23 protein-coding genes are annotated in these 23,665 nt (G+C 59.9%); 11 read left to right on the forward strand and 12 right to left on the reverse strand.

The window, feature by feature from the left end:
* Window positions 1–148: 148 nt before the first annotated feature.
* Both VSP_RS17860 and VSP_RS17865 read left to right on the forward strand, forming a co-directional pair.
* Window positions 149–943 (forward strand): PEP-CTERM sorting domain-containing protein, encoded by a 795-nt coding sequence (locus tag VSP_RS17860; protein ID WP_157210948.1) that lies wholly within the window; start codon window positions 149–151, stop codon window positions 941–943.
* A 121-nt stretch (window positions 944–1,064) separates the two neighbouring features.
* Window positions 1,065–2,087 (forward strand): Atu2307/SP_0267 family LLM class monooxygenase, encoded by a 1,023-nt coding sequence (locus VSP_RS17865; protein WP_009962406.1) that lies wholly within the window; start codon window positions 1,065–1,067, stop codon window positions 2,085–2,087.
* 335 nt (window positions 2,088–2,422) lie between these two features.
* Here the strand turns inward: VSP_RS17865 and VSP_RS17870 are convergent, their stop codons facing one another.
* The 5 genes from VSP_RS17870 to VSP_RS17890 all read right to left on the reverse strand — a co-directional run bounded on the left by VSP_RS17870 (window position 2,423) and on the right by VSP_RS17890 (window position 8,495).
* Window positions 2,423–3,502: a pyridoxal-phosphate-dependent aminotransferase family protein gene (locus VSP_RS17870; protein ID WP_009962408.1), complete on the reverse strand. Its 1,080-nt coding sequence runs from the start codon at window positions 3,500–3,502 to the stop codon at window positions 2,423–2,425.
* A 469-nt stretch (window positions 3,503–3,971) separates the two neighbouring features.
* Window positions 3,972–6,572, reverse strand: a complete 2,601-nt coding sequence (locus VSP_RS17875; protein ID WP_009962409.1) for a tetratricopeptide repeat protein — start codon at window positions 6,570–6,572, stop codon at window positions 3,972–3,974.
* Window positions 6,573–6,610: 38 nt separating this feature from the next.
* Window positions 6,611–7,225, reverse strand: coding sequence for a TonB C-terminal domain-containing protein (locus VSP_RS17880; RefSeq protein WP_009962410.1), 615 nt, complete (start codon window positions 7,223–7,225; stop codon window positions 6,611–6,613).
* Window positions 7,222–7,572, reverse strand: coding sequence for a biopolymer transporter ExbD (locus VSP_RS17885; RefSeq protein ID WP_156345162.1), 351 nt, complete (start codon window positions 7,570–7,572; stop codon window positions 7,222–7,224). Before VSP_RS17885 ends, VSP_RS17880 begins: the two co-directional genes overlap by 4 nt.
* 80 nt (window positions 7,573–7,652) lie before the next feature.
* A complete protein-coding gene (locus VSP_RS17890) occupies window positions 7,653–8,495 on the reverse strand; it encodes a hypothetical protein (protein WP_009962412.1) in 843 nt (280 codons plus the stop codon).
* A 187-nt stretch (window positions 8,496–8,682) separates the two neighbouring features.
* On the opposite strand from VSP_RS17890, the gene VSP_RS17895 reads away from it, so the two are divergent.
* The 4 genes from VSP_RS17895 (at window position 8,683) to VSP_RS17910 (ending at window position 12,791) form a co-directional block, all read left to right on the forward strand.
* Entirely contained in the window at window positions 8,683–9,798 is a 1,116-nt protein-coding gene (locus tag VSP_RS17895; protein WP_009962414.1) for a site-2 protease family protein, read from the forward strand.
* 131 nt (window positions 9,799–9,929) lie between these two features.
* The gene (gene eno, locus VSP_RS17900) at window positions 9,930–11,216 is read left to right on the forward strand and encodes a phosphopyruvate hydratase (RefSeq protein ID WP_009962415.1); all 1,287 of its coding nucleotides are present in this window, start codon (window positions 9,930–9,932) and stop codon (window positions 11,214–11,216) included.
* Between the two features lie 26 nt (window positions 11,217–11,242).
* Window positions 11,243–11,572 carry an FtsB family cell division protein gene (locus VSP_RS17905; protein ID WP_009962416.1) on the forward strand — a complete coding sequence of 110 codons (330 nt, stop codon included), beginning with the start codon at window positions 11,243–11,245 and terminating at the stop codon, window positions 11,570–11,572.
* A gap of 61 nt (window positions 11,573–11,633) precedes the next feature.
* On the forward strand, window positions 11,634–12,791 hold the full coding sequence (locus VSP_RS17910; protein ID WP_009962417.1) for an LptF/LptG family permease: 1,158 nt from the start codon (window positions 11,634–11,636) through the stop codon (window positions 12,789–12,791).
* Between the two features lie 143 nt (window positions 12,792–12,934).
* Here VSP_RS17910 and VSP_RS17915 read toward each other — a convergent pair whose 3' ends face one another.
* The gene (locus VSP_RS17915) at window positions 12,935–13,522 is read right to left on the reverse strand and encodes a thioredoxin family protein (RefSeq protein ID WP_009962418.1); all 588 of its coding nucleotides are present in this window, start codon (window positions 13,520–13,522) and stop codon (window positions 12,935–12,937) included.
* 172 nt (window positions 13,523–13,694) lie between these two features.
* On the opposite strand from VSP_RS17915, the gene VSP_RS17920 reads away from it, so the two are divergent.
* Window positions 13,695–14,387, forward strand: coding sequence for an outer membrane beta-barrel protein (locus VSP_RS17920; protein ID WP_157210949.1), 693 nt, complete (start codon window positions 13,695–13,697; stop codon window positions 14,385–14,387).
* 75 nt (window positions 14,388–14,462) lie between these two features.
* Here the strand turns inward: VSP_RS17920 and nth are convergent, their stop codons facing one another.
* Together nth and VSP_RS17930 are read right to left on the reverse strand one after the other, a co-directional pair.
* Window positions 14,463–15,116 (reverse strand): endonuclease III, encoded by a 654-nt coding sequence (gene nth / locus VSP_RS17925; RefSeq protein WP_009962420.1) that lies wholly within the window; start codon window positions 15,114–15,116, stop codon window positions 14,463–14,465.
* A gap of 40 nt (window positions 15,117–15,156) precedes the next feature.
* Window positions 15,157–15,645, reverse strand: coding sequence for a 3D domain-containing protein (locus tag VSP_RS17930; RefSeq protein ID WP_009962421.1), 489 nt, complete (start codon window positions 15,643–15,645; stop codon window positions 15,157–15,159).
* A 194-nt stretch (window positions 15,646–15,839) separates the two neighbouring features.
* Between VSP_RS17930 and VSP_RS17935 the strand changes: the two genes are divergently transcribed.
* Entirely contained in the window at window positions 15,840–16,787 is a 948-nt protein-coding gene (locus VSP_RS17935; protein ID WP_009962422.1) for a uracil-DNA glycosylase, read from the forward strand.
* Between the two features lie 218 nt (window positions 16,788–17,005).
* Window positions 17,006–19,078, forward strand: coding sequence for a sodium-translocating pyrophosphatase (locus VSP_RS17940; RefSeq protein WP_009962423.1), 2,073 nt, complete (start codon window positions 17,006–17,008; stop codon window positions 19,076–19,078).
* Between the two features lie 81 nt (window positions 19,079–19,159).
* On the opposite strand, the gene VSP_RS36070 is transcribed toward VSP_RS17940, so the two are convergent.
* The 4 genes from VSP_RS36070 to VSP_RS41080 form a co-directional block, all read right to left on the reverse strand.
* Window positions 19,160–20,230, reverse strand: coding sequence for an alpha/beta hydrolase family protein (locus tag VSP_RS36070; RefSeq protein WP_081452589.1), 1,071 nt, complete (start codon window positions 20,228–20,230; stop codon window positions 19,160–19,162).
* 427 nt (window positions 20,231–20,657) lie between these two features.
* Window positions 20,658–21,089, reverse strand: a complete 432-nt coding sequence (locus tag VSP_RS17950; RefSeq protein WP_009962427.1) for a DUF5069 domain-containing protein — start codon at window positions 21,087–21,089, stop codon at window positions 20,658–20,660.
* A 73-nt stretch (window positions 21,090–21,162) separates the two neighbouring features.
* The gene (locus tag VSP_RS36075) at window positions 21,163–21,810 is read right to left on the reverse strand and encodes an alpha/beta hydrolase (RefSeq protein WP_009962429.1); all 648 of its coding nucleotides are present in this window, start codon (window positions 21,808–21,810) and stop codon (window positions 21,163–21,165) included.
* Window positions 21,807–22,121 carry a hypothetical protein gene (locus VSP_RS41080; RefSeq protein ID WP_156346328.1) on the reverse strand — a complete coding sequence of 105 codons (315 nt, stop codon included), beginning with the start codon at window positions 22,119–22,121 and terminating at the stop codon, window positions 21,807–21,809. The genes VSP_RS36075 and VSP_RS41080 overlap by 4 nt, the downstream gene beginning before the upstream one ends.
* A 349-nt stretch (window positions 22,122–22,470) precedes the next feature.
* On the opposite strand from VSP_RS41080, the gene VSP_RS17965 reads away from it, so the two are divergent.
* Together VSP_RS17965 and VSP_RS36080 are read left to right on the forward strand one after the other, a co-directional pair.
* A complete protein-coding gene (locus tag VSP_RS17965) occupies window positions 22,471–22,875 on the forward strand; it encodes a hypothetical protein (protein ID WP_009962431.1) in 405 nt (134 codons plus the stop codon).
* Window positions 22,876–22,985: 110 nt separating this feature from the next.
* Window positions 22,986–23,498, forward strand: coding sequence for a DUF2726 domain-containing protein (locus VSP_RS36080; protein WP_009962432.1), 513 nt, complete (start codon window positions 22,986–22,988; stop codon window positions 23,496–23,498).
* The last annotated feature ends 167 nt before the right edge of the window (window positions 23,499–23,665 follow it).

The raw sequence follows: 23,665 nt of genomic DNA on the forward strand, positions 1-23,665 counted from the left end.
AAAAAAACCAAGTCCGCACTGAGTGGCCGCCTCCAGAAGCGATGAGGCCATCCCTGACAAAAACAGCTTTTTCACAAACTGACGGACACTGGTACTTATGTACCCCGTGGTCCTCAGTGGCATGCGTCGTGCATGATCCTGCGCCATCATGCGATGGCACTGCCTGCGGTTGTTCCTGATCCCGACTCTGATAGTTGTTTCCACAACCCTCAAGGCGGCCACAGTCCTGTACTCCCACGAGGGAGCCACTGATCCTACGACGGAAGGCTGGGCCAAAAGCGCGAGTGGGGCCACCACCATCGTCACCTCCGCCTACACGGACACGGCGGACAGCAACAGGGAGTCCTGGCGCATCTACGATCCGGGTGAGGCATCGGGAGGCACTGGTCTGTACTATCAAGCCGTCCTCACCGCCCCAAAGACTGCCGACATCCTGAGCACGGGGTGGGAATACAACGCCACCCTCAAGGTGCCCACGCTTGATCCCAACGAAAACACCGCCTGGAGCACAGGCAGCAACACCTGGGTTGGTTTTCTGGCGGCCAATGACGGGCTGGGCAACCGGCGCGCCTGGGCACTGATGTTTGGCCGCAATGCCACGGGCGGCACAGTTGTTTCCCTCTTTGGAGGCACAAGCAGGACATTGGACCCAGGGTATCACGACTACTCCATGGTGTATGATCCCACCACAAAACTCGCCACAGTCTCCATAGACGGCGAAGTCTGGCTCACCAACTATGCGGGCAGCAATCAAGGGGCCGCCGCAGGCTCAAACCTGGTCTATTGGGGCGACAACAACTCGCAGTCCGCCAGCCAGACGGCGCGGGCCGCCTACTACGAATCGGTCGAGTTCATCCAGTATTCCACCGCCCCGGAACCCGGGCGCATGCTCCTGTTCAGTTCCGCTTTGGTGGTCTGGGCGATGCGCCGTCGCAGGGGATAGTCCAGATTGCAGTTGGCAGTTGGCGACGCGGTCAGAACACCCCCGCCCCCCCGGCTCCAAGTCTTGTGTCTTGAAGTCTTCTGTCACTACCCCGTTTGGCGACACGTATCCCTAGGACACCATGCAAATCGGGATCGACAGCTTCGTGGCAACGTCCACCAATACCACCTCCGGCAACGCCATCTCTCCAGCCGAGAGGCTGGGCAACCTGCTTGAGGAAATCACCCTCGCGGACGAGACCGGTCTGGATGCCTTTGGCATTGGCGAGCACCATCGCAGTGAGTTCCTGGATTCTGCACCCGCCGTCATCCTGGCGGCCGCAGCCGCTCGCACCCAGCGCATTCGCCTGAACAGCGCCGTCACCGTGCTCAGCGCAGCCGATCCTGTCCGTGTGTTTCAGGAGTTCGCGACTCTTGACCTCATTTCGAAAGGACGCGCAGAGCTGGTGGTAGGACGAGGCTCTTTCACGGAGGCGTTTCCTCTCTTCGGTCTCAATGTGCGAGACTATGACTCGCTTTTTGCCGAGAAACTCGAACTGTTGTTAAAGCTGCGTGCGGAGCCCCATGTCACATGGGCCGGACGGCATCGCGCCCCTCTCACAGGGCAGGGCGTCTATCCTCGCCCCTTTCAGGATTCCATCCCCATCTGGCTGGGTGTCGGTGGCACTCCGGCCTCCTTTGTCCGAGCGGGCACACTGGGCCTTCCGTTGATGGTAGCCATCATCGGAGGCGACCCTCGGCATTTCCGTCCCCTGATAGATCTCTATCGGCAGGCAGGAAAGGAGGCGGGGCACAAACCAGAAGTGCTCAAGGTGGGGCTGCATTGCCTCGGGTTCGTGGGTCAAACCACCGCCGCTGCCAAAGACGATTTCTTCCCCGGCTATGCGGAGTCCTTCACCCGCATCGGCAAGGAGCGCGGATGGCCCCCAACCACGCGCGCGCAGTTTGAAGCGGTGGCCGGACCGAATGGAGCCCTGCTCATCGGCGATCCCGGCACCGTGGCAGAGAAGGTCGTCCGGCTCAGCAAGGATCTGGGCGGAATTTCCCGGCTGAACTTTCAGATGACCGTGGCTGCGGTGCCCCATGAGAAGATGCTGGAGTCCATTCGACTGCTTGGGACAGAGGTCGCGCCGCGAGTGAGGTAGGGACTTGCCCATGTCGTGCCGTGAGGGGGCGCACCCGGGCGTCAGCGTAGCGCAGATTGGCAATCTGCTGTGCCGCCGATTGGCAATCGGCATCAGTCGCGGAATCGGAGCGATTGTCTCACACAAAGGCACGAAGGTGTGAGGATTTCAAAAGAGGCGGGGGTTCCCAGCCCCGCTCACGCATCCAGCGTCCCTTGATCCCCTTCCCGCTCCGGCCACCCTACAGACCGCGGGGCCGGAGACCCCGCCTCCTTTATTCACGGGCAAGCCTCAAAAAAGGCTGCTTTGGTCCTCAGACCGAAGCAGCCTTTTCATCGAACCGAAACTGTTTTTAGTTACAGAGAACCGAGAGTGTCGTCCAACGCAGCGATCAGCTCGCCGATGGATTCATCGGTCTCGTCACCCATGTTGGAGATGCGGAATGTCGTCCCTTTGATTTTGCCATAGCCGCCATCAATAATGAACTTGTGCTTCTTCTTGAGGTTGCTCACGAACGCAGAGACATCGATTTCCTTGTTGTTCTTCACACAGGTCAGCCCCTTGGTTCGATAGCCCTCTGCGGCGAAGTGCTCAAAACCGTGCTTGGCGACCCAATCATGCACCTGGCCGTTGAGGCGGGCGTGGCGGGCGTACCGGTTCTCCAACCCTTCGGCGAAGAACTTGTTGAGCTGGTGACGCAGGCCGTAGATAAGCGAGATGCACGGCGTACTGGGCGTCATGCTTTTCTCACCGTTGGCCTTGAACTCTAGGAAGTCGAAGTAGTAGCCGCGATCAGCGATCGTGGCGGCACGCTCATAGGCCGCTTCACTGGCTGTGAAGAGTCCCAGGCCGGGCGGCATGGCGAAAGCCTTCTGACTGCCCGTGAGCAGCACATCGATGCCCAACTCGTCGAAGTTCATCGGCACTGTCGTGAAGGACGAAACCGTATCCACAATGAAAAGAACATCCGGGAACTTCGCCTTGAGCTTGGCGATCTCTTCCACCGGGCTGAGGACTCCCGTGGAGGTCTCGCTATGCACCAGGGTCACAGCATCAAACTCGCCGGTGGCGAGCCTTTCCTCCACCTGAGAAGCAAGAATGGCCTGGCCCCAAGGCACTTTGAGTGCCTCTGCCTGCTTTCCGCAACGGAGGGAAACGTCGTGCCACTTGTCGGAGAACGCGCCGCAGCAGCAGTTCAGCACCTTCTTCTTCACCAGGTTCCGCACCGCGCCTTCCATGACGCCGAAAGCGGAGGAGGTGCTCAGAAACACCAGTTGCTTGGTTCCGAAAAGGACCTGCAGCTTCTCATGAATCTCAGCGTACAGATTTTGGAAGTCCTTGCTGCGATGACCAATCATCGGAGCGGACATGGCCGCGTAGGTGTCAGGAGAGACTTCTACGGGTCCGGGAATGAAGAGTTTGACGTGGTCTCGCATAGTTGAGGGAGGCCGAACATAGGGAGAATTGGGCCGTTGGCCAGAGCTATTTGGATTGGGAATCGTTCATTTCTGACCTCCGGTTGCGGGGCAGCGGGGGCAGGACCCGGGGTGCAGATGGCCGATTAATGGCTGGTTTTCAGTGTTTTATGCACATTGCCCGGTCTTCCAGGTGCATGGGATTTCGGAGGTTCACTCACCTTCAACCTACCAGATCACTTCCAGCACCTGAACGCGCAGCGCTTTTGGGGCTGCGGCGAGAATCGCCGCTTTGGCACCCCTCGTGACAAGCTTCAACCCTTCGCCCCCCAGCAGCGCCCACCGCGCCCTACCTGGTTGCCTACAAGCGGTTCGATCCCGACGACAAAGCCATGCTCGTTGCTCTGGTCAATCACCACCCCGTCGTGCTTCACGGCGGCACGGTGGAATTCTGTGAGCTGCCCTAGTCGTAGGCAGCGTCACTCCCCGCCTATTTGTCCCAGATAAAATGCTCCAGGCGGATACGCGTGCCTTCCAGCTTGGCAGATTCTGACCGGTCTCCTCCGGCGGAGGCCAGTCGATCAGCAAGTCGGGCGGCAGCTTCCCATTCGTGGCGGCCTTTGAGCACCTCCATTGCAGCAAAGCCAGCACGATAGAGCCACACATACTCCTGCGGGGTCAGCGCCCGGGAAATGGTGGGATTCAAGCAGGACTCCACCACATCATTACATGCTTCCAGAGCCTCTGCGGAACGGCCCGCCAGGAGCTGGCACTGGGCAAGCAGGTAGCCAGCCTGGCCGCGCCACGCCCGGGTGGCCGTGGTATCCTGCGTGATATAGGTGAACACCTCCTTGGCCTCATCCAGATGCTTGGGGTCCTTTTTGGCGAGAAGCATGCCCAGCTCCCCTTTTTCGATTAAAAGGGCAAAGAGTTCGTCGCCCGCGGGTGCGGGCTTGCTGGTAAGCAGGCTGTTGACCACCAGAAGCGCATCCACCTCATTGCCCTGCCTTCTTTTCGCCAGAGCCTGCTGGCGCTGTGCCTCGCGGCCCAGCGAGCCATTGCGGTTCACCACTTCTTCCCACAGTGAGATCGCTTTTTCCATGCCCGCCGGGGTGAGCATGGCCAACGCCGCTTTGCCTGCATAGAACTGTGCGACCTCCGCGTAGGGAGATTCGGTCTGCTCTTCCACCAATTCCTCGAACTGAGTCCCGGCATTGGTGAAGTCATCCATGCGGTAGTAGGCCTGGGCCACCTTCATCCTCACTTGATCCCGGCGCTGAGACGTGCGCCATGTCTCGAGATACTGTATTCCCACCTTAGTCAGAGCAGGGAAGTCCTCCGCAGCCTCGTACAGCCACACGCGAGTGTAGTCAATCTTCTCCTTCCATCCGTCAGCCAGCCCAGGAATTTCCTTTGCAACATCCAGAGCGAGCGATGCGGCCTTGGCCCGCACCGGGATGTCCAGCAGGCAAAGTTCTGCCAGGGCCAAATGAGCCTCCACAGCCCGAGGATGGGTGGGATGCTCCCGCAAAAAGTCCTGCAATGCGGCCTCCGCCGTCGGGTCATGTTTGGCAGCCAGATGAAGCGCTTTTTCCAGCAGCAACTGGGAGGCCGCATCGCGTCCCGCTGCATCCATCTCATCCTTCACCGGATGCCCGGAGGCTGGCCCCTCAGGATTCGATGCTGCATCCTCGTCCTCCTCCCGAATCTGGGGGGCGGCCAGCTGCTGCAGACACTTCTGGTAGCGTACCTTGTCCCCCCCTAGAAACGCCGCAGCCGCGGCATTATACATGGCCCGCTGACCCTGCACGGAATCCACCGCAGCTGTCCCGGATTTCTCGAACAACACTGAGGCTTCACGGTACTCCTTGCGCGCAAAGCGGATCATCGCGGTGAGATAGTCCACCGTGTCCTCCCCACCCGTGCCGAACCTGCTGCGCCAGACGTTGGCCAGCTCCAGCACGCGGCGGTCAGCCCCCATGGTGCCGTAGAGGCTCATGAGATTCCGCAGGGCTTCTGCCTCACGCACGTGCCCTGGATGGAGGGACAAAAATGTTTCCAAGAACCCGACCGCGTGCGCTGGCTGGTTGTGATCCGCCAGCCATTGGCCAAGATAGTACAACGCCAGGGCATGCCGCCCACGAGGCTGGGGAATGGCAGCCCAGGCAATGAGCCGGTCTCGCGCATCCGTCTCCTCCGGGGCCGTCACATCCAGAAGCAAGGCGAACGCCTGCTCAAAGTACCGGCTTTCCGGGGCGTGTTCGAGGAAACGTACCAGCTCCCGCTCTGCCGTGCGCTGGCGTCCTTGCAGTGCATAGGCCTCTGCCAGCCGCACCGTGGCCGCGTCCTGCAGGTCCTTGTCCAGAGTGGTGAGGGGCAGGATGCGACGCAGCAGGATCTCCCCCTGCTTGCCGTCGCCGGTCTTCAACCAGGCACACGCCTTGAGGAACTCCGTTTCGACATCCTTCCTCTCCTGGCCGAAACGGCGAAGGACATTCGGTGCGCGGGAGGCTATGATTTCCGACTCATTCCAATACAGCCCGGCGATCCGCGCGATCCCGGCATTGGGGCTCTCCATCAATTCCTTGAACTCCTTGCGCCCGGGGATCTCCCTACCCTGCGCCACCAGCACCTGCCCAAGGGCGAGCCGGGCTTCCGCCTCGTAACGGGTGCCGTCTTTCAGGCAGGTCCGAAGCGCCTCCTCGGCCTCACGAAACTTGTGATCCAGGATGAGGCACTGCGCCTTCCAGAAGTTGGCCTCCGGCACCTTAAAGAGAGAAAGCGCCAGGAGCGCCTTGGTGGAATTCCGGGCCCGCACCAGCGCATCCACCATGCGCTCGCCTACCTGTGCCTCCTCCTTTTTGCTCAACGACCTGTCCTTCAGCAGGCGTTCATACTTGAGCGCGGCCACGTCATGCAGCCCCTCGCTGGACGCCCTCAGAGCGGCTTGGTATTCCTCACGCGCTGCCAGATCCACCTTGGCCACAGGAGATGGCGGGGGCGGGGCCGCATTTCCCCACGTCATCCCGCCAGCCCACAGCACTGCCGTGCAGGCATAGGGCAGGATGCGGTGCGCGAAGGTTGGGGGCATCCAACCAACTTACCCAGCCCGGCGGGAACTTCAACGCATCACTCCAGTCGAAACGTCACATTCAGCTCATACTCAGCACCGCCGTAGTCCTGAGGCAGGGGCAGAACCTGCCCCACCCTGCTCGCCGCCACCACGATCGAGGAATCCAGGGCGTCGCTTCCCGAGGGGCGTACAAAATAGCGTCTCTCGACATGGCCATCGCGGCCCAGCACGACACTAAGCACCGCCTCCCGTTGGGAGGCTGGCAGACGCGTCACCGGCGGCACCCACTCCTCCATCAGCACTGTTCGCATCCGGTGATCCACGGCCTTCAGCACCTCCTTAAGCTCGGCCACCAAGGACTTCCTTCCCTGTTCACCCAACGTGGCACCCGGCAGTTGCAGCATGCTGAGAATGCGCTCGTGTTCCGACAAAACCACGGGAGACACCCGGCGGACAACGACCTGTTTCCGCTCGCGCCCCAGGCCAGCGGACAACGGCAGCATGGAGGAGGCAAAGTCCCCCGGGGAGAACCACACACCCGCACTCGTCTGGGGCACGGCCTCCCGGCTGTCCACCATCTGGTAGCCCACCCATGCCAGGGCCATCGCGAGATTCGCAGTCAGCACGCCGATGAGCAGTTGCACTCCAGGACTGAGAGCGGAACGGCTCATGGCTCTGTCCTCACGTCCACTGAGGTCTGCGGCACCGCACTGGCCTTCAGCACGTTCATCACGTTCAAAAGCACCTCCAGATCCAGATCGTGTGGGACCCTTACGCGCACGGCAGGCATCCCTCCCTGACCGGCAAGTTGTGTCAGCTGATCTCGCAACTCATCCACCGGAAAGGTGATGTCCTTCAGCATGGCGTAACCATCCGCCTCAAGGGTCAGGTCAACCACTGCGGCAGGTGCTGGCAATGGAGCCTTCTGACCGCGTTCCCCACCTGGTACCGCGAGAGTCACGATCCAGGCCATCAACGCAAACAGCGAAACCGCCCACGCCAGGGGACGACACGTCACGGGACGGAGTCGGAGGTGACAGGGAGTTCGTGGTTCCAACATGGCGGCAGTCCTGGCGTTTCAAGGCATCTTAGGGAGAGCTAGGGAGCCGCCGACATCAAGGGAACGGCACGGGAGGTGTCTGAGGGGGGCAACGCAAAAGTGGGCCCCTCTATGGGCAACATGGAGCCCAGACTCGGCAACGATTCCAACGGTTTGCGATGATCCACAAACGCCCGGTCAAACTGGGTAGCCAGCTCGACGGCAAAGTCACCCACCTCACCTGAGATGTCCCGCACTCTTTGCACCATGGCATTATGCCACAACATCAGCGGAATAAAGACAACCACCGCCAGGGCCATGGGCGTGACAGCAGACACGATCAACTGCGGGCCGGTCACTCCGCCAGAGACATCCACCACCACACTCAACAGTGCGGCCAACAGCCCTAGAAAAGGCAGGATGTCCACCGAACCATCTCCCAGGCCATCCCCCAGTTCCCGTGAGGTGAAATCCGCCGTACGTTCCTGAACCTTCCGCACAGAATCCATCTGGCTGGGCGAGATGCGCCCCGCCGCCCGCAGGCGGATGGAGAAGTTCTTGTCCACAGAATCCGAGCCCATCAAATGAAACGCCATCTCCCGTGCAGAGGTCAGGTACACAGCATGTCTGGGGGCTCCCTCAAAGGTCAGACCAACTTGGAACACCTCCAGACTGTGAGAGGCATCCTGATGCGCTTTCAGAAAAGCATCATCCGCTTTCCGGCATCTGCGCAACTGTGAAGCGGTGACCAGCATCCGGATCCAGCAGACGAAGGCCCACAAGATGATCACGCCGCAGGCGGTCAGCGCGGGCAGATTCATGGCCTTTAGATGCGTCTCAAGCCCTGCGGTTGCAGTCACGGAAGACGCCTGGGCAGCAGCGAACGCAGCAAAGATGGGCATGACTCCACATGCTACTGGAAAATTTACACCTGTCTTAGGAAAAATGCGGGAGACGTGCTCGAAGCCTCTATGGAGTCCAAGAATCCATCGACTCAAAGTTTGCCATAAAACCAGCGCCTCCCAACGATCCGTCGCGTATGGTGAATAAGCACGCCCTCTTCTTTGCTGTTCCCCATCTACGGAAATTATGAAACGCTGGTCCCTGCATGTTGCCACCTTTGGAGGTACGGAAGTCCGCATCCATGCCACATTCCTTTTGTTGCTGGCTTGGATTGGCTTGATGGTTCTGGGCAAGGGCGGCCCCGCTGCCGCCTGGGAGGCCATCTTGTTCCTCGTGGCCATGTTCATCTGCGTGCTGCTGCATGAGTTTGGCCACGTGGTGGCTGCCCGTCGCTACGGCATTCACACCCCAGATATCACCCTCCTGCCTATCGGCGGACTGGCCCGGCTCGAGCGCATGCCCCGGAAGCCGCAGGAGGAACTCATCGTGGCCTTGGCAGGCCCAGCGGTCAACGTCGCAATCGCCGGACTCCTCTTCATCGCGCTTCAGGTCCTGCCCGCTCCCAGCCTGAACTTCAACATGGTGGACGGACCCTTCGCCGTCCGCCTTATGGTCTGGAACCTGATCATGGTGCTGTTCAACATGATCCCAGCCTTCCCCATGGATGGCGGTCGGGTGCTGAGGGCAGCACTTGCCATGTTTCTGGACTATGGCAAAGCCACCCGCCTGGCCGCAGGCATTGGCCAGGCCATTGCGATCATTGGGGCCATGGTGGCACTCTTTGTCGCTCAAAACCCCCTCCTTATCCTCATTGCGGTCTTCATCTTCATGAGCGCTGGACAGGAGGCGGCATATGTCAGCGAGCAGGAAGCCATTCGTGGACTGTCGGTGAAAGAGGCCATGATCACACAGTTCAGTCACCTTAGACAGGATGCCGTGCTGAAGGATGCGGTCAAACTCCTGCTATCCGGAGCCCAACAGGACTTCCCTGTGGTGGACTGGCAGGGGGCGTACATTGGCATGCTCAGCCGCACCCGGCTTATTGACGCCCTGAACCAGTTCGGCCCAGAGCGGGCAGTGCTCGACGTCATGGAGACCTGCCCGATCACCCTGGATCCTCGTCACCCGTTGCCCGAGGCGATGGATCACCTGCGCACCAGCAACTGCCCCGCCCTGCCCGTCATTCACCCGGCAGACGGCAGTCTCGTGGGCCTGCTGACGGCGGAAAACGTGGGCGAGATGCTCATGGTTCGCGCTGCCCTTTCCAAATCCCAGGCCCCGGCATCCCTCAACGCGGTCTGACAAAATTGTCCCGCAAACGCGCATCGCCTCTCCACATTCGCGGTGGACATGGCGTTTTTCCTGCGCGACTAACAAGGCGCATCTTGCGAAGCGAAGATTCCTTTGCTTACCTTAACTACCAACGACACTCAATGGACGACCTTATCATCTCCCAGATCATCGGACGCGAGGTTCTTGACTCGCGCGGCAATCCCACCGTGGAAGTGGACGTGTACCTTGAAGGCGGCGCATTCGGCCGCGCCGCTGTGCCGAGCGGAGCCAGCACCGGTGAGCATGAGGCCCTTGAGCTGCGTGACGGCGACAAAGGTCGCTATCTGGGCAAGGGCACCACGAAGGCAGTTGCCAACGTGAACGACATCATCGCGGAGCACATTGAAGGCCTGATCGCCACCGACCAGGTCGGCGTGGACAAGGCGATGCTCGCCCTCGACGGCACCAGCACCAAGAGCAAGCTCGGTGCAAACGCCATCCTCGGCGTCTCCATGGCTGTGGCCAAGGCCGCCGCCAGCGCTCTGGGCCAGCCCCTCTACAAGTACCTCGGCGGCCCGAACGCCAAGGTCCTCCCCGTGCCGATGATGAACATCATCAACGGCGGTGCCCACTCCGACGCCCCGATCGACTTCCAGGAATTCATGATCATGCCGAAAGGTGCCCCCACGTTCCGTGAGGCCCTTCGCTATGGCGCAGAAGTGTTCCACGCTCTGAAGAAGATCCTTCATGACCGTGGCCTCAGCACCGCAGTGGGTGATGAAGGCGGCTTCGCCCCCACCCTGAACAGTGCCGACGACGCCCTCGCCGTGATCGCCCAGGCCGTGGACAAGGCTGGCTACAAGCTCGGTGAAGACATTTTCATCGCCCTCGACGTGGCCTCCAGCGAGTTCTTCGTGAAGGACAGCAGCAAGTATGTCTTCAAGAAGAGCGACAAGTCCGAGCGCGACGCCGCCGGCATCGTGGCCTACTACCAGGAACTTCAGAAGAAGTACCCGATCATCTCCATCGAAGACGGTTGCGCTGAAAACGACTGGGCTGGCTGGAAGCAGCTGACCGACGCCATGGGTGCCAACACCCAGCTCGTGGGTGATGACCTCTTCGTGACGAACGTTGAGTTCCTCCGCAAGGGCATCGACCAGGGCGTGGCCAACTCCATCCTCGTGAAGGTGAACCAGATCGGCTCCCTCACCGAGACCTTTGACTCCGTCGAGCTGGCCCACCGCCACGGCTACACCGCTGTGCTGAGCCACCGCTCCGGTGAGACCGAAGACTCCACGATCGCTGACTTGGCTGTTGCCACGAACTGCGGCCAGATCAAGACGGGCTCCCTCAGCCGCTCCGACCGGATCGCAAAATACAACCAGCTCCTTCGCATCGAAGAAGAGCTGGGCGACTACGCCATCTACGGCGGTCGCATGAAGGTCTAGTCAACCCTCCCCTTCGACGCCTCACCATGTCTCGCGAGGAACCTGAATTCGACGGCCCGGAAACGGACCGGCCGAATTTCCTCGCAAGGCTGGTGAGGCTGAATCGCTACCTGCTCGCTCTGCTGGTCATTCCCGTTGCGGTGTTGTACTTTCGCCCTCCGCTGAAGGAGCAGAAAGCTGCTCGCGCCAAGCTGGCGGAGGTTACCACGCGACGTGATGCCCTCAAAGCCGATGCCGAGCGCCTCCAGCGCAAGCTGGAACTGATCAAGACTGATCCTGAGTATCTTGAAAGCATGGCGAGAGACCGTCTGAACCTGCAGAAGGACGGTGAAATCATCCTACGGTTCGAGGACTAGCCTCACCGCACCGCCGCAGTCCGCCCCGCCCTCCCTACTCTCATTGTCATTTCGTCAAGGCATGCCCCTCCGCATTTTTGACCGCTACATCTGGCGTCAGGTTTCCTCCTCAACCCTTACGGGTGTCCTCGTCCTTACCGGGGTGATGGTGCTGGGAAACGTGTTCAAGGAAATGGAGCGCCTACTGGGCGACACCGCCTCCCTCCCGCTGATGGCGGTGGCGCAGTTCATCACCTACGTCATCCCGTACTCCCTCATCTTCACGATCCCATGGGCTTTGCTCACCGCCATCCTGCTCGTGTTTGGGCGCATGAGCGCCGACAACGAGATGACGGCCCTGCGCATGACCGGGATGTCCATGCCCCGCATCTGCGCGGCCGTGTTTGCCCTTTCCATCTTCATGTCTGGCGTCTGCTACCTCGTGAACGTGGAGCTGGCCCCGCTGGCCAAGACCAAGATCAAGCGCCTGTTCTACGACTTGGCACTGGATGACCCCGCGGTACTCTTCCAGCCCGGAAAGGTGCTCGACCGCTTCCCCGGCTACCGCATCTTCACTCAGGAGCGCGAAGGCAACAAACTCAAGAACGTCGAGATCATTCAGACCAACCTGGGTCGTGCTGAGCGCTACATCCGCGCCAAGCGTGCCGAGGTGGTGGTGACCCCGGGCGTTACCGACTTCCAGCTTCACCTGCGCAACGCCACCGTGGAAACAGGGGGCGGCGAGGCTGATGCCGCTTCAGCCGGGGGCGAGGTCAACATCATGAACGACCTCCAGTTCCTCTACATGGGGGACACCGCCATCACCTTCCCGCTCAGCAAGCTCAAGGAAAAGACGGAACGCGTCACCAGCAGCATGAAGGACACCTCCGCCCTTTGGAGCGAGGTCAACACCGGCATCAGCAGCGTGGACGGCCAGCCTCTGAGCGAGAAACTGATCTCCGTCTCCCGCACGGAACTGAGCATGCGCTACAGCTTCTCCCTTGCAGCCATCGTCTTCACCCTTGTGGGCATTCCCCTGGGCATCACCGCCCAGCGTCGTGAGACCTCCATTGGCTTCGCCTTGAGCCTCATTGTCGCCGTCTCCTACATGGTGTTCGTGATCTTCGTCAACGGCCTCAATGAGCGCCCCAGCGTGTACCCCCACCTCCTCATGTGGATACCCAACCTCATCTTCATCGGCGTTGGCTCCCGGATGTTCTACAAGCTGAATCGGCGGTAGGAACAACGCGGCCTGACAACTGAGGACGCGATAGGCAGTCAGCACGTCCGCCTCATTTCACGCGCTTCCCTCCGCTCCACCAGCCGGACGGCACGCCCTTTGTATGACGCCCTTGGCGTCAGAGCACTCGCTGGCGACGACCCTTACGGCTTCGCGAACCACGCAGGCTCAATACCCGGCTTCCATTTGATATTGCAGCCCGTGCTGGGGCGCTGATTTGCCACCGGAGATTCCCCTTTCAGCACCGCATCCACTGCAGCACGCAGATCTTCACCCGTCACGGAAAGCCCGTTCTTGGGGCGGGAGGCATCATACTGCCCACAATAGGTCAGCTCCAGCTTGTCATTAAAAACGTAAAAATCAGGCGTACACGCCGCAAAATAAGCCTGCGCAACCTCCTGAGTCTCGTCATAAAGGTAGGGAAAAGTCCAGCCGTACTTGGCAGACATTTCCAGCATCTTCTCCGGGCCGTCCGCAGGATAGCGCTCCACATCATTGGAACTGATCCCGACAAATCCCATGCCCTTGGCCTCGCAAGTGGCCGCAAAGATGCCCAAGTCGTGAGCCAGATGCAGAACGAAGGGACAGTGATTGCAGACAAACGCCACCACCAGGCCGCGGGGGCCGCGGACATTCTGTAGGGCGAGCACCTCCCCCCTTCCGTTGGGAAGGGAAAACGCCGGAGCAGGGCTGCCAAGACTCAAACTGCGCGTGGAGGGAACTTCTGCCATGGCCACTTCGTTTAGTTCCAGAGAGTTCCCGAGTCAACCCCCTCCCAACAAACAGTTCTGCCTCAATACCGGGCAGAGCGGTCACGTCGCCCAAAGAAAAGCTTGCACTATCGAAGATTTTGCGAAAATACTTTAGGCACCCAAAATATCCCAAAGTCCAAACTAGCGGCTTATGAAATCCATCGTCTCAGTTCTCGCTCTTTCCTACTGTATGGTGGTATCGGCCAAAGCACAGGGCTACCAGCCGCAATACCCCTACGATCCCTATAACCCCGCCCCCCAGCAACAGCAGAGCTACCAGACCTACTCCTCTACCGGGTCCAGCTACGGGAGCAGCAACAGCCTTCTGGGTTATCAGTCTCTGGAAGTTCGCTATGTTTACAATGACTTCAAGGGCGATGACCGCCTTGAAGGAGACAGCGGATTCGGCGTGGACCTCAAGCTGGAACTGATGAAGCCGCTGTACTTGCGGTTTGGCTTGGAACGCATCACCAGCAAGACGCCGGAGGCAGAAGACCTCGACCTCACGACCTTCTCGGTGGCAGGCGGTGCCTTCATCCCTATTGGAAATCGTTTCCACATCTTTGGCGAAGTGGGGGCGCGGTATGACTATGTTTCCGAGGAGCTGGAAAACATCAGCACAGACGACTTCTACCTCTACATCCGCCCAGGCGTTCGCTTCGCCGTGACCGACAAGCTGGAACTCGCCCTCAGCCTGCTCTTCACCAACACGGACAACTTGAACGAGCGGGTCATCGAGCTCAACGCCTACTATGCCATGCTCTCCTGGCTTGACGTTTCCGCTGGCATCGACTTCGGCGATGAGGTCAACTCCTTCCATCTGGGTGGCCGCTGGCGCTGGTAACAACCAGAACCCTCCGCAACCGAGTTTTCCAGGCCATGGGCAGACACCCCGTCTCCCATGGCCTTTTTGTTTTGGTCAGGCTTTGCGGGTTTTAACGCTCTTTTTCCGGTCCGGGTAGAGCTCCGTGCAGAGCATGCAACTCAATCCGTCACAGGCCCGGGCGCTGCAATGTTCCCGCCCATAGTAGATGATTTGAAGATGCAACTTGTTCCAGGAGGACACAGGAAAGAGACCCTTCAAATCCCGCTCCGTTTGGGTGACAGAGCTTCCTGAAGTGAGCCCCCAGCGTTGGGCCAATCGGTGAATGTGAGTGTCCACTGGAAAACTCGGCACCCCGAAGGCCTGAGCCAGGACCACCTGCGCCGTCTTGTGCCCCACTCCAGGCAGCTTCTCCAGCGCATCCAGAGTATCTGGCACTTTGCCGCTGTGTTCGCGGACGATGATCTTGGAAAGCTCCGAGATGGCTTTTGCTTTCTGGGGCCCCAGGCCACAGGGCTTTACAATGCCAAGAATCTTCTCCACCGGCACCTCCGCCATGCCCTCCGGAGCATCCGCGAGGGCAAAGAGGTGTGGCGTCACCAGATTGACCCTGGCATCCGTACACTGAGCTGAAAGCAGCACCGCCACGAGCAACGTGTAGGGGTCTTTGTGATCCAGTGGTATCGGCGGATCCGGGTACAGCTCCGCCAGTCTGACCAGGACATGATCGGCCCGTTGTTTCTTCGTCAAAACCCCCCCTCCGGCACGTAGATAGACGCTTGCCTCCGGACTAGGAGCTGCGCTCGATGCGCTTCACCATGGCCTGCACATGCGGATTCTTCTTCTCGCGCGGACGCATGATGGCGAGGCTCTTCGTGAAGGACCCCCACTTCACCACCTTGATGTTCACGTTCTTGGCTCCCCACTGCTTCATGGCAGCCTTGTCTGGACGATAAAGGTCGATCGTGTTGGTGCCAACCAACGCCGAACCGTAGTCATCCACCTCATAGAGGAAGGGTTCACCTTCGATCTGGAAGACGGTGCCCACCGGATAGACGGACCAGTCGGTGGCCGCACTGCGCACGCGACCGTACTTCAGGGTATCCCCTGTGGCCGCCTTCGGACCATACTTAATGTGGTCAGACTCGGTGTGGGTGTAAGCGGTGGTGCGTACTCCGCTGATCTTCTGACCGCGATTACTTGGCTTGGTGGTCGTCTCGCAGGAGATGACAGACACGCAGCACAACGTGGCAAGTCCGAGGATCTTAGGGTTCAGCATGGCAGATTAGTTAAGCTCTCCGAAGTTTGCAGTATTTTGGGTGACGAAAGGGGGCTGGTCAACCCAAAATTCGCCCCCCTGAGGGACGCCCCATTTGCTCGACAGCGCCACCACCACACCCGCTTCCCTCTTGCGCAGTGTCTCCTGCTCTCCACTCTGACGCGATCCACACCGTTCCCTGATTTTTTCGGCCTATGTCCTCTGCTACCGACCTGCTCAAGCTCCATCTCGCCCAGAAAGCCGCCCGGGGAGTGACGCATGTGGCCTTGACCCGGGAAGCACAAACCCAATTGCGTCTTGTCAGGCCTGCACCTGCCACCAAGCCCCCCACCCCGCGCAATCAACCAGCCGTCGCGTCGCCCGCCGCCCCCCCCGCCATTCGTCGCGTGGAGCAGGCCCCGCTTCCCGCCGCCCCTGCTCCGGTCGCCCCAGCCCGGCCCCTGCCAGAGCGGATCTCCCTGAGCGCCCCCTCGCCACTGACCCCGCAGGCCCAGACCCGGGATGAAATGCTGGCCCACTTGGCCCTGGAGGCCGAAAACAACGACAAGGCGCGCAGCTTGGGCACACTAAGAGACATCATGGTCTTCGCCACGGGCACACCTGATGCTGAGATCGTCTTTGTAGGCGAAGCACCCGGAGCAGAAGAGGAAAAAATGCGCGAACCCTTTGTTGGCCCTGCTGGCCAGTTGCTCACCAAGATTATTCAGGCAATGGGGCTGCGCCGCAACGACGTTTACATCACCAACATCTGCAAATTCCGGCCCAAGATCGATGATGGCCGTTTCCAGGGCGCAAAGAACCGCGCCCCGAGCGTTGGCGAGATGCTCTCCTGCCAGCAGTTCGTGCTCGCAGAGCTGGAGATCATCAAACCCAAAGTGATCGTCGCCTTGGGGTCGACGGCCGCGACTGGCCTGGGCATTGAAGGCACCGTGGGGAGACTGCGTGGCCAGTTTCACGACTTCCGCGGCACCCCCATCATGGTCACCTATCACCCCTCTTATCTGCTGCGCAGGGAACAAGAGGACGGTGGTGGCATTGCTGAAAAACGGCTGGTTTGGGAGGACATGATGAAGGTCATGCAGCAGGTTGGCCTGCCCATCACGGACAAGCAGCGGGCCTACTTCAGCAAGGCACGCGGATAGCGTCTCCCCTCGGGCTCAAAACTATCACTCTTGGGCAGAAAAAAGAACTGCCCACCTGCGTTGAAGACTACCCTCCGCCCCTCTGGGGTGCGAGGAGCCCCACCTTGCCGTTATTCCCCTCTTGCCTCGCGCAACATTGTCGTTACAATCGCCCCCTCTTTTGCCCCGGCAAAATGAGTTTTCCCGTTAATTAGCACCGCCTCCATTCACTTCGTCGCATGTCCAGTTTCCTCCTCAATCAAGGCATCTTGCTCTCCATCATTTTAGGCGCGCTTGGCCTCGTCTATGCCGTGATGCTGATCAAAAAAATCGTCAGCGCATCGCCCGGAAATGAAGCCATGCAACGCGTCGCGGGTGCCATCCAGGAGGGAGCCAAGGCGTACCTCAGTCGCCAGGTGCGCACGGTGAGCATCATCGCCATCATTCTCACCGCCCTGTTGTTCTGGTGGAAGAAGAGCCTCCCAGTTCCAGCTGGATTCCTCATCGGAGCCGTCTGTTCCATGATCGCAGGCTACATTGGCATGCGCATCGCTGTGGTGGCGAACGTCCGCACCACGCAGGCCGCCACGGAGGGCCCGACTCCCGCCTTGCGCATCGCCTTCAATGGCGGCGCGGTCACGGGTCTTCTCGTTGTGGGTCTGGCCCTTGTTTCCGTCGCCGTCTTTTACATGGTGATGACCGCCGTTCACAGCTCCGCGGCCGCCATTGACTCTCTGGTGGGCCTCGCGCTGGGTGCCTCGTTGATCAGCGTATTCGCCCGTCTGGGCGGCGGCATCTACACAAAGGCAGCCGACGTGGGTGCCGATCTTGTGGGCAAAAACGAGAATGCTCTGGACGAAGATGATCCCCGCAACCCGGCCACCATCGCCGACAACGTAGGTGACAACGTGGGTGACTGCGCTGGTATGGCCGCAGACGTGTTTGAGACCTATGCCGTGACCCTCATCGGCGCGCTCCTCATCGCCTCCCTTACCCTTCAGGGCGTCGGAGCCGCACTCATTTACCCATTCCTCATCGGTGGCATTTCCATCGTGGGTGCCGTGCTGGGGATTCTCTGGGTGAACATCCGCAAGGGTGGAGCCACCGCCCTGCTCATGCAGGGGGTCGCTATCTCTGCGCTCGTCACCGCCCTCCTGGGCTGGCCCGTGACCAAGGCCCTTTTCAGCGGCCACGCCGAGCTCCCCTTTAGCCCTGCCGGACTCTACGGCGCAGCATTGATCGGCCTTGTTCTGACCTGGATGGTGGTGCTCATCACGAACTACTACACTGCCACCGAGTACAGCCCGGTGCGCAAGATCGCCAAGGCCAGTGAGACTGGCCACGCCACCAACATCATCGCTGGCATTGCCATCGGCAACTACGCCACCGCCATGCCCGTCATCCTCATCTGCGCGTCCATCGCAGGCGGTTATGTGCTGGCCGGTCTCTACGGTATCGCCATCGCAGTCATGTCCATGCTCAGCATGGCAGGCATCATCGTCTCCCTCGATGCTTTCGGCCCCATCACCGACAACGCAGGCGGCATCGCCGTGATGAGCGAACTGCCCAAGGAAGTGCGGAACGTGACCGATGGCCTGGACGCCGTGGGGAACACCATGAAGGCCGTGACCAAGGGATACGCCATCGCCTCCGCCGGGGTGGCTGCCCTGGTGCTGTTTGGCTCCTATTACCTGGAGCTCGACAAACATCTGCACCACACAGGCGTGCTCAAGCTCGCCACCGACACTGTGGACTTCTCCCTGAAGGATCCCTACGTCATCATCGGTCTTTTCATCGGTGGCTTGATCCCCTTCCTCTTCACCGCCATGAGCATGAACGCCGTTGGCAAATCCGCCGGTGCCGTGGTGAAAGAAGTCCGTCGTCAGATCGCTGCCAAGCCCGGAATCCTCACTGGCAAGGACACGCCTGAGTACGCCACCTGTGTGGACATTGTGACCAAGGCCGCTCTGCGGGAAATGATTCTGCCCGCGCTCCTTCCCGTGGTCGTGGTGCTGCTGGTCGGCTGCACTCCCCTGCTTGGCTACAAGGCCCTCGGCGGCGTTCTCATGGGCACCATCGTCACCGGACTCTTCCTCGGCCTGTCCATGACCAGCGCTGGTGGAGCCTGGGACAACGCGAAGAAATACATCGAAGAAGGCAATCACGGCGGCAAGGGCAGCGACGCCCACAAGGCAGCCGTGACCGGCGACACCGTGGGTGACCCCTACAAGGACACCAGCGGCCCGGCCATCAACCCCATGATCAAGGTGGTCAACATCGTGGCCATCCTGGTGATTCCCCTGCTCTTCTAAACCAGCGTCTTTCCAGGGACTCTAAACTTCCAGCCCGGAGTTGCTCGATGCACTCCGGGCTTTTTGTTGCAGGGGCCGGGGCTATTTCCCGCTTTCTCCGCCACCCACCTCGAGCTTGATGAACTCCTTGATCTCGCAAACGGCAGGCTTGCCCTTGCGCTGGGCCGACAGCCAGTTCAGCGCCGCCTGGTGCACGATCTCATGCCCGCCTTCGAAGATCGTCACGCGTGTATTCCCAGCGGTCTGCCGGAAACGCGGCTCCCACGCACCATACACCGCATCCGCCGCTGGCGCGCTCCATTCCGAGGGCAGCTTTTGCGTGTTGTAGTATTCCTCGATCTTGTCTGGGGCCAGGGCCGCCTGCCCCGCGCCCACCACTGCATTGAACGCCTTGAGCGAGTGCGAGAAAGGCACGCTACCCTTGCGACCATCATGAATGCCGTGATTGATGTCCAGAGGGAGCCCTTGGGCAGCCGCGAGCGAACTCAGAGGCGACCGTCTCCAAGCCTCGGCTTTCAGCGTCTCACTCGACGCTGGACTCCCGCCCAGCGCTGCCTCGATGTGCTTGCCGTAGGTGTCAGGCACGCCGTTCTTCAGATGATCGGTATGCCATTGGGCAATGTCGCTAATGCCACACCAGGCGCTGACAGCCGCCCACAGTTCCGGATGTTTACCCGCCATCTGTAGCGCCATGTGCCCCCCACCGCTCACGCCAATGAGGTAGATGCGCTCTGGATCCACCGTCGTCTGTTTCCTTGCCCAAGCCACCGCCTCCACCACGTCCTCCACCGCCCGCTCTGACCCCATAGCCAGGGGCGTGTTGTTGGGACCTCGGAAGTGCGGATGCACAAAGGCCCAGCCCTGGGCGATGCACCATTCAGCGTACACAGCATCGCCTCCAGCGGACGCATAGTGGCTGCTCCACGTGTGCAGGCCTACGAGGAGAGGCTTGGGACCACTTGTTGTCGGCGCATACCACATCGCGGGCTGCACGGCTCCATCGCTGGATGGGATCTCCACCTTCGACACCCCGGTGGGCCATCCCTTCCTGGCCACCGCAGCCGCGGCCGGGAGCGGTGCCGTTTGAGCCGGAGCGACAGAAGAAATGGCGGCAAGCGCCCCCATGGAAAGGAAGTGGCGTCGATCAGTCATGCCGTATGCTCAACAAGAGAGCTCGGGCTTGTCAACTCCGCGGTGAGGGAGCCTGCCTCCGCGGTGTTGAGATTCACTCGCATAACACCATCAACACCTTTTTCAGGTTCACAGAAAGTAGGAGAGGTGGGCTGTTTGGCGCAACTTCCAAAAGGGTGTTGCTGGCGTTATGCTATGCGAACCAATCTCAAAAACCTTGATCCCGCTCCCATAGAGCGAGCGCTCCGCTTGCCACGCACGTCCCCCGACTTAGGCAACCGAAGCGGTCGCCCTACAACCCATGTTGTCGGAACGCGAGATCCCAACACGACCTCATGGGACGATTGCACGGGAACGCGAAAGGAATATCCCTCCCTCTCTTTACGGTCCGCTCCGCACAGTGTGCTCTCCCATGCGACAGCTCAAGTCTTGCGTCTTCTCCACGGGCTCACTCCCCACGCCCCTCATCCACATCCATGAAATCGGCCAGGGTCAAAATATCCACCCTTTCCGACAACCCAGCCTCGGCTTTCTGGCGATCCAGCACCTTGGTGGCGATGTCGTTCCAGCCCAATTTCAGGACAAACTGGTTCCAGACGACAATATCCGTGCGGTTCAAGGACCTGCCTTGCGCCTGACACCATTCCAGTATCTCCTCATCCGTCCCGCCATCTGCCACCCGCTTCTCCAGCTCTGCATGGGACACGCGGAGAAAATCCGTGCACCAGCCGTCCACACCCTTGCCGTAGTTTTCCTGATAACCGACCCCCAGCGTTCCAGCCGCCTTCAGGCGGATCTTGTCCAGCATGCGGGGGAAGTATGTCAATCCTCCGGTTTTCTCTTTCGGGCTTTTGGGAACGGTGATGGCAGGTGCAGTCATGAATGCGGTGTGGAGTTGTCAGGTTGTACCGGAGATCTCAGACCGTTTTTCCTGAATGCGTTCAACCGGCCCATCACTTGAGTTTCTCCCGCAGCCATGCGGTGGTTTCATCGGGATGGCTCAGCATGAAAAAACGTCCTCCTCCCGCGATTAGAGAGAAGCCCGCTCCTCCCTTGGGTCTCCTCCTCTGGACTTCCTGCCAACGTCGCCAACGTCCATCCAGAACGAAGGACTCCTGATCGCCCGCGAGAAATGCGGCATTGGCCTTGCGCAGTATTGAAGTCTCGACTGCGGCGGGTGGATACGCCGCCAGTACCAACAGCGAACTGAAATCGGAAGGACTGCTGTTGAAGATGACGGATGCCCCAAAGCCTCCGGCAGACAAACCCATCAGATCAGGATCTTTCCCGGGTTTCCACCCAAGTTGCGCCTGGGCCTCCCGCACATAGCCCGCTGGCATGGCTCCCCCGCTGATTCCATAGGCAGGACAGAGGATGACCCGGTCCGGGAAACGCTCTGAAAGATAGTGCTGATACCAAAGGAAATTGCCGCCATAGCCGTGAAGAAACACCCACAACTTCGTCGCGGGCGTCAGGCGATCCGGCAAATACACCGTCGCCCGCCCCTTCGTTGACTCGATCGCGGCGAAACAGTAGGGAAGCGCACTGGGGACCCGGGCATAGACGGGATCCACCGCAATCGCCTCATATCTCCTGCTCACAAGGGGCAGAGCCCATTGGCCTGATCCGGAGGCAATCCCAGCAGCGCCGGTTGAGAGAGAGCCAGCGCCACGCTCGCGCTTTCCGGCAGCGTTGCCAGGGCAAGTCGGAAGCTGGGGAGCCAAGCTTCCGCCTCACGTCCGAGCCCCGTAACAGGGGTTGCGGTGGACCGGCTTTCCCATTCCAGAACTCTCACTTCAGCCGCCAGACCACTGGACAACCACAGCAGAAAAACCAGCATCCCAAAGACTGCTGACAATGGGGCTTTCGCCTTCAGCCTCACGGTGAAGCTCTTCCTTGAAGGAGTGCTCATGATCTCAATTTTTTGCCGCATGGTGTCAGTCCGCCGTGTCACCGCATCGATCACGTCCGATTATTACAAAAGCCTGACCACTGGGAAAGTTCCGATAGATTAAGTAAATTGTTGCATCCATTACTCCGGGGATGTTCGATGTGGGGCGACTCCGAGCAGGTGAATTTTTCGTTGCCACCAAACACCATATGGCTATATTTTTTCGTAACGTCGGAATTCCTCATCCAAGCCAGAAACGCTTCGAGCTAAGAGCGTTGGATGAGGTCTATAGTAGAGCCATGTGATTTTGCTTGTCGCGCAGGAAAGGTTACACTTCCAAAGCATCGCCCCCCCAAAGCCTCAGGAAAAAATGGAAAAGCTCTTCAAAGTCTGGGTTTCGTTCGAAGCCACCGTGGACACCAAGTACTCATACGGCACCGTGGAAACTTATGCAGGCGTCACCTGCAACCGCGATGAACTCGAGCGGGAGGACCTGCCCCTCGAAAGCAAAGCTGTCCGTCTCGCGCAGAAGGCAGTGACGGATGTGCTGGGTCTCCGTGACAATGTCACTATGGGCACCATGTATGCCCCCAGCGTGGTTCCCAAACTTGCCCCCACCATGAGCGACCGGGAACCCCATGTCGTGTTTGAGCATGGCCGCGTCTGGTTTGGCAAGCGCTCCCTCTCCCCTGAATTAAAGGACAAGGAAAAGCTTCTGGGGCCCACGGCCAACGGCCCGCACATTCTGATGGCCTCGTCAGTTGGCAACCGTTAGACTGCCTTGACAAGTCCACCCCCGCCGATCCGTTGCAGGCCGGAGGTTCAGTCCACCTAAATCGCACTGCGTTTCGGTTGCGAGGCCGGATATTTTGGACTTGTTAAGGGATGAATTGGGTCACCCAAGGCAACATCGTTCTTGCTGTCTCCGCGCTCCTGACCGTCCTGATCCTGGCGCGGTTGATCGCCGTCTTTGGGGCGGACAAAACCGGGTATTGCTCAGCAGGCGTACTGCTCACGAGTGCCGAGCTCAACTTCTTTCGCTCGCTTCAGCAAGTCATCCCACCCGGATGCTACGTGGCCTGCAAGGTGCGCCTTGCCGACATCCTGCTGGTCAGCGCAGGGGCGAACCGCAAGTCCCAGTGCCGCGCCTTCAACCGCATCAAGTCCAAGCACGCCGACTTTGTGATCTGCGAAGTCTCCACCTTCCGCATCCTCGGCGTGATCGAACTCGATGATCGGAGCCACCGTCGTCCAGATCGCAAGGCGCGGGACGTTTTCTTTGATTCCGCGCTGCAGTCTGCCTCCGTGCCGCTGCTGCGGGTGCCCGTGAAGCGGGATTATGAGCCACGCGAACTGAAAGAAATGCTCTCCTCTAAAATTACCTCCCGCCGTGGGTGACACGCTCATATTCTGCGCAATGGCGTTGCAAATTGCCCTGCCATCATCGGCAAATTCTTGCGTCTTGCACGGCCACCATTTGAAGTGCCCGGATATAGGATTCACAAAACTCTCAATTTCAGGCAGGTTAAATAATTGTAACTAATAGGCACAGAGCATGCGCTCCT

Source organism: Verrucomicrobium spinosum DSM 4136 = JCM 18804 (genome assembly GCF_000172155.1).
In the GTDB taxonomy this organism is placed as follows: Bacteria; Verrucomicrobiota; Verrucomicrobiia; order Verrucomicrobiales; family Verrucomicrobiaceae; genus Verrucomicrobium; species Verrucomicrobium spinosum.

Coding starts and splice junctions, on each gene's coding strand:
- VSP_RS17860 (WP_157210948.1), top strand. CDS start 149: ATGCGATGGCACTGCCTGCGGTTGTTCCTGATCCCGACTCTGATAGTT.
- VSP_RS17865 (WP_009962406.1), top strand. CDS start 1,065: ATGCAAATCGGGATCGACAGCTTCGTGGCAACGTCCACCAATACCACC.
- VSP_RS17870 (WP_009962408.1), bottom strand. CDS start 3,502: ATGCGAGACCACGTCAAACTCTTCATTCCCGGACCCGTAGAAGTCTCT.
- VSP_RS17875 (WP_009962409.1), bottom strand. CDS start 6,572: ATGCCCCCAACCTTCGCGCACCGCATCCTGCCCTATGCCTGCACGGCA.
- VSP_RS17880 (WP_009962410.1), bottom strand. CDS start 7,225: ATGAGCCGTTCCGCTCTCAGTCCTGGAGTGCAACTGCTCATCGGCGTG.
- VSP_RS17890 (WP_009962412.1), bottom strand. CDS start 8,495: ATGCCCATCTTTGCTGCGTTCGCTGCTGCCCAGGCGTCTTCCGTGACT.
- VSP_RS17895 (WP_009962414.1), top strand. CDS start 8,683: ATGAAACGCTGGTCCCTGCATGTTGCCACCTTTGGAGGTACGGAAGTC.
- eno (WP_009962415.1), top strand. CDS start 9,930: ATGGACGACCTTATCATCTCCCAGATCATCGGACGCGAGGTTCTTGAC.
- VSP_RS17905 (WP_009962416.1), top strand. CDS start 11,243: ATGTCTCGCGAGGAACCTGAATTCGACGGCCCGGAAACGGACCGGCCG.
- VSP_RS17910 (WP_009962417.1), top strand. CDS start 11,634: ATGCCCCTCCGCATTTTTGACCGCTACATCTGGCGTCAGGTTTCCTCC.
- VSP_RS17915 (WP_009962418.1), bottom strand. CDS start 13,522: ATGGCAGAAGTTCCCTCCACGCGCAGTTTGAGTCTTGGCAGCCCTGCT.
- VSP_RS17920 (WP_157210949.1), top strand. CDS start 13,695: ATGAAATCCATCGTCTCAGTTCTCGCTCTTTCCTACTGTATGGTGGTA.
- VSP_RS17930 (WP_009962421.1), bottom strand. CDS start 15,645: ATGCTGAACCCTAAGATCCTCGGACTTGCCACGTTGTGCTGCGTGTCT.
- VSP_RS17935 (WP_009962422.1), top strand. CDS start 15,840: ATGTCCTCTGCTACCGACCTGCTCAAGCTCCATCTCGCCCAGAAAGCC.
- VSP_RS17940 (WP_009962423.1), top strand. CDS start 17,006: ATGTCCAGTTTCCTCCTCAATCAAGGCATCTTGCTCTCCATCATTTTA.
- VSP_RS36070 (WP_081452589.1), bottom strand. CDS start 20,230: ATGACTGATCGACGCCACTTCCTTTCCATGGGGGCGCTTGCCGCCATT.
- VSP_RS17950 (WP_009962427.1), bottom strand. CDS start 21,089: ATGACTGCACCTGCCATCACCGTTCCCAAAAGCCCGAAAGAGAAAACC.
- VSP_RS41080 (WP_156346328.1), bottom strand. CDS start 22,121: ATGAGCACTCCTTCAAGGAAGAGCTTCACCGTGAGGCTGAAGGCGAAA.
- VSP_RS17965 (WP_009962431.1), top strand. CDS start 22,471: ATGGAAAAGCTCTTCAAAGTCTGGGTTTCGTTCGAAGCCACCGTGGAC.
- VSP_RS36080 (WP_009962432.1), top strand. CDS start 22,986: ATGAATTGGGTCACCCAAGGCAACATCGTTCTTGCTGTCTCCGCGCTC.